Source organism: Lamprobacter sp. (assembly GCF_034860625.1).
Lineage (GTDB): Bacteria > Pseudomonadota > Gammaproteobacteria > Chromatiales > Chromatiaceae > Lamprobacter.
Window position 1 is genome coordinate 1 of the sequence record NZ_JAYESN010000274.1, and the last position, 3696, is coordinate 3696.

Genomic DNA, 3696 nt, shown 5'->3' on the forward strand with positions numbered 1-3696 from the left:
ATACCATTGCGGTGGTGGCCTTCGGCGAGGGCAATGCACTGATCATCACACCGGCACTGAGCCAGGTGATCTGGACCGAACAGCTGGAAGTGGGCGGCTTGGACCCGGATGATTTCCAGGCCTTCGTTACCAAGTCCCGAGTGCACTTTCGCCGCGGCTTCGACGAGACCGGCTATGCCCGATCCATTTATATCGTCGACGCGCCAGGCGGGTTTGTCGGCACGGTCAGGCTGGACTCACTCACCTACGAGAATGCAGACCTGAGCGAGATGTATCCTTACGGTACCCCACCCGAGCGGCGCTAGCCCGCGCTCAGGCAAAGGCGCGCTGCGCAAACCAATACATGCCCAGCGCCACCAGCGCACTGGCAAGCGCAGTATGCCCGGCGCTGCTCAGCGCCACAGAGCGTGGCACCAGCCGCTGCATTGCGGCCAGCAGCGCCAGCACGGCTGCCACGATCAGGACCTGGCTGATCTCAATGCCAAGATTGAACACGGCCAGTGCCACCGCCAGGTGTTCCCCTGGCAGGCCGATGTCCAGCAGTGAGCCGGCAAAGCCAAAGCCGTGTATCAGCCCGAAGAACGCCGTCAGCAGGGGGAGCAGGGTGGGCCGCCAGCCCGGTCTGCGCTCAGCCAACAGCAGATAGGCGCTGAAAAACAGGCTTATGCCCACCATGGCGATTGGATCAGGCCAGCCGCGCAGCGCGCTGTAAGTCGCCAGTAGGACGCCCGCGCCAAAGACCAGCAGGGCGTAGGTGGTGAGGCGTGCTTGACGCAGAAACACACTCTCTGCGGCTACCAGCGCGATGGTCAGGCCGATCAGGGCTTCCACCAGCGCGCTGCTCGGCACCGCAAAACCCAGCACAGTGAGTGCCAGCGTCACGCTGTGGCCCAGAGTGAAGCCGGTGATCGCCAGCAACAGCGGCTTCAAACCCTGGGCCAGCAGCAGTACAGACGCCAGAAATGCCAGGTGGTCGAACCCGAACAGCATGTGATCCATCCCCAGGCGCAGATAGCGCTGGGCGAGCGGCGTCAGCGCGGTGGAGGGCACCTCGGGAATCACCCAGTCTCGCATGCTGCGGTCCTGCACCTGTTCGGCGATTAAGCGCCCATCTGTGGTGCTGACGCGCACAAAATGCAGGTGATCAGGCAGCAGGTCGAAGAAGGCATCGTTGTGCAGGGACAGCGGCCCGGGCTCGGGGCAGACCGCCACAAAACTGGCCTGCAGAAACGCCTCGGATTCACGCACCGCGAAGCGACTCTGTGTACAGGCAGCGCCCGCTGTGCGCAGCTGATAGCGGTTGCGCACGGTAGTTGCGAGCACTTCAAGCGGTGTGCGCAGGGCAAACACCTGTGGCTCGGCCAGCTGCAGGAACTGATCCCGCCGCATGTTGTAGGTCACGCTGATGCGGCGCTCGGTGGTATCCAGGCGCAGCACACCATAGCTCTCGCCCAGCGAATGCGCGTGCAGCTGCGGTGCATGCAGCAGTAGTAAGAGAGGCAGCAGAAGTAGGGCGGTTAATGGAAGCAAGAGCGGCAAGAGCGGCAAGAGCCGGCGCAGGCACACCTCAGTAAGCCAACTGCTGATTTATGCGGATATCTGCGCGCTCCCTGAGCCAGCCGAGGTGTTCCTTGTAGGCTGCGTCCAGGCGCTGCAGCTGCCATTCATTGAGTACAGCATCCCGTACTGCCTCAAAGGCGGGTACGCTGGCCTCGTGGCGGCTGACAACCCTGAGCAGGTATAGCCCGCGCGCGCTGGCATGAGAGATCACCTCGCCTTGCACCGCCGCAGTCAATGTGTCGGTGGCAAGCTCGGGGAAACGAGCGCTCAGAGCATCCACGCTCAGCGCGACCGGTGGCAGTTGCAACGGCGAGAGCGCAGCATCGGACGCTACCAACGCCTCGATGGCGACACCCGCGCGCAATGCGGCCATCGCTGCTACCGCTCTTGCCTCGACCTTTGCCCCGGCCCTCGCCCCAGCCGCCCCCACGCCGCCGCTGTCCTGCAGGCCCTCCAGCTGCAAACCCTCCAGTTGCAAACCCTCCAGTTGCAGCCCGTCCAGTTGCAGCCTAAGAGGCTCAGCAAACAGCGCCCTGTTGTCGTTATAAAAGGCGCGTAGCTCCGCTTCAGATGCACTGTGCCCGCGTGCCTCGTTGAAGATGGCCTTTTGCATTGCTTCCACAATGGCCACCCGCACATTCGAGTCGCGGCGCAGTATGCCCAGCTCCGCCGCCCGCTGAATCAACAGCTCCTCGTCAATCAACTGATCGAGCGTGTCGGTGAGGGCCTCCGCTGGCACGCCCGCCTGCGCGCGCCGCTCCAGCAGGCTGCGCCATTCATCCGTGGCAATTGGTGCTTCATTGACGCGCGCCGCGGTCGCTGCATCCAGCGGGGTTCTACCTCCATCTGCCAACCCCATCAGTGCCAGTGTGATACCGGCCGCGGCCGCGGTGAGCAGCAGGCTGTCGCTCAGCTTCAGCATACGGTCGACCTCATGTCCTGAACTTGGGCGAGTTGCTGGCGCTGGCTGGCACTGACTGGGTGCACTGCGCTGAACTGCAAAAGGCCAGGCTGAGCTACGGCGCCATCCGCGGCAGCGAGGCCCTGCGCACGGCGGTCGCCGCCCTGCACCCCCAGCAGCATGCCGCGATACCGCGCGCGCTTGGCGCCAGTTGATTCCTCAAAGATGATTAGAAAAAAGACGTCAGAATAAGGCTCAGTACACCGGCAAGCATGAGGCCGGTCATCCATTTCAATACGGCCAAATCAGACTTCAATGGTGCGAGTTCAAGCTGCAAGTCCTGTTTGGTCAATAACTCCTCTTGTGATTCACTAATGATCCGCACAATTGTCGCTGCCTGATCATCTGCGAATCCAGCCGCTTTGAGCCGATCAACAAGTTTGAATGTATCGAAGGTTACGCTGGCCATGGCTGCCCCAAGTAACTGAGCGACATGCCGGGTAACAGAATACTCAAGCTGATGGCTGCTGAACAGGCTATTGAAAAAGTCGCCTTGATCACGGCGCCGGGTCCAGCCCGGCTTGCTCTCGCACATAGCGCGCGGCCTCGGCATGGGTGGCAAACCAGGCGCCGCCCTTTGCCTTGATATGCTCGATCAGGCCTTGCAGTGCGACCAGGCGGGAGCGGTGGCCAATGACGTGAGGGTGCAGGGTAAGCAGGAACATGGTCCCTTCCTCCCAGGCCATGTCGAACTCATCGATCCACACCTGCATCACGTCCCGCGGGTTCATATAGCGATCGCCCAGTGGGTTGAACAGCGGTGCATCATCGAGGATCCAGTCCACCGGCAGTTCTACCATGCCTGTCGCCTCGCCCGCTTGCAGCAGTTCGTAGGGGCGATCGTCGGCCATCAGTGAGCTTTCGTAGAGGAAGCCCAGTTGGCGCACGATGCGCAGCGTATCCGCACTGTGGTTCCAGGATGGCGCTCTGTAGCCAACCGGGCGTTCGCCTGCGATGCCTTCTATGGTGTCCATGGCCTGGCGCAGCAGCCGCTCCTCGGTTTCGGCGTCCAGCGTATTGTTACGCTCATGGATCCACCCATGCACGGCGATTTCATGCTGCCCGGATGCCTGGATCAGCGCCGCCTGCTGCGGGGCGATTTTCAGGCTCCAGGCGGGGAAGAAAAACGTGGCGGGAATGGCCTCCTCGTCCATCAGCTTGACTACCCGTGGCAG

The 3696-nt window shown here is 62.4% G+C and carries 6 protein-coding genes; 2 read left to right on the plus strand and 4 right to left on the minus strand.

Annotated elements, in window-relative coordinates:
• A partial coding sequence (locus VBE63_RS25925; RefSeq protein ID WP_323685890.1) for an MlrC C-terminal domain-containing protein occupies positions 1-305 on the plus strand: 305 nt, incomplete at its 5' end.
• A 7-nt stretch (positions 306-312) separates the two neighbouring features.
• Here VBE63_RS25925 and VBE63_RS25930 read toward each other — a convergent pair.
• Together VBE63_RS25930 and VBE63_RS25935 are read right to left on the minus strand one after the other, a co-directional pair.
• Positions 313-1530, minus strand: coding sequence for a HupE/UreJ family protein (locus VBE63_RS25930; RefSeq protein WP_323685891.1), 1218 nt, complete (start codon positions 1528-1530; stop codon positions 313-315).
• Between the two features lie 37 nt (positions 1531-1567).
• On the minus strand, positions 1568-2482 hold the full coding sequence (locus tag VBE63_RS25935; RefSeq protein ID WP_323685892.1) for a hypothetical protein: 915 nt from the start codon (positions 2480-2482) through the stop codon (positions 1568-1570).
• A gap of 23 nt (positions 2483-2505) precedes the next feature.
• On the opposite strand from VBE63_RS25935, the gene VBE63_RS25940 reads away from it, so the two are divergent.
• A complete protein-coding gene (locus VBE63_RS25940) occupies positions 2506-2676 on the plus strand; it encodes a hypothetical protein (protein WP_323685893.1) in 171 nt (56 codons plus the stop codon).
• A 14-nt stretch (positions 2677-2690) separates the two neighbouring features.
• Here the strand turns inward: VBE63_RS25940 and VBE63_RS25945 are convergent, their stop codons facing one another.
• Complete coding sequence (locus VBE63_RS25945; protein ID WP_323685894.1) at positions 2691-3056, minus strand: hypothetical protein; 366 nt, start codon at positions 3054-3056, stop codon at positions 2691-2693.
• Positions 3019-3696: polysaccharide deacetylase (locus VBE63_RS25950; protein ID WP_323685895.1), on the minus strand; the 678-nt coding region annotated here is incomplete at its 5' end. The genes VBE63_RS25945 and VBE63_RS25950, both read right to left, overlap by 38 nt.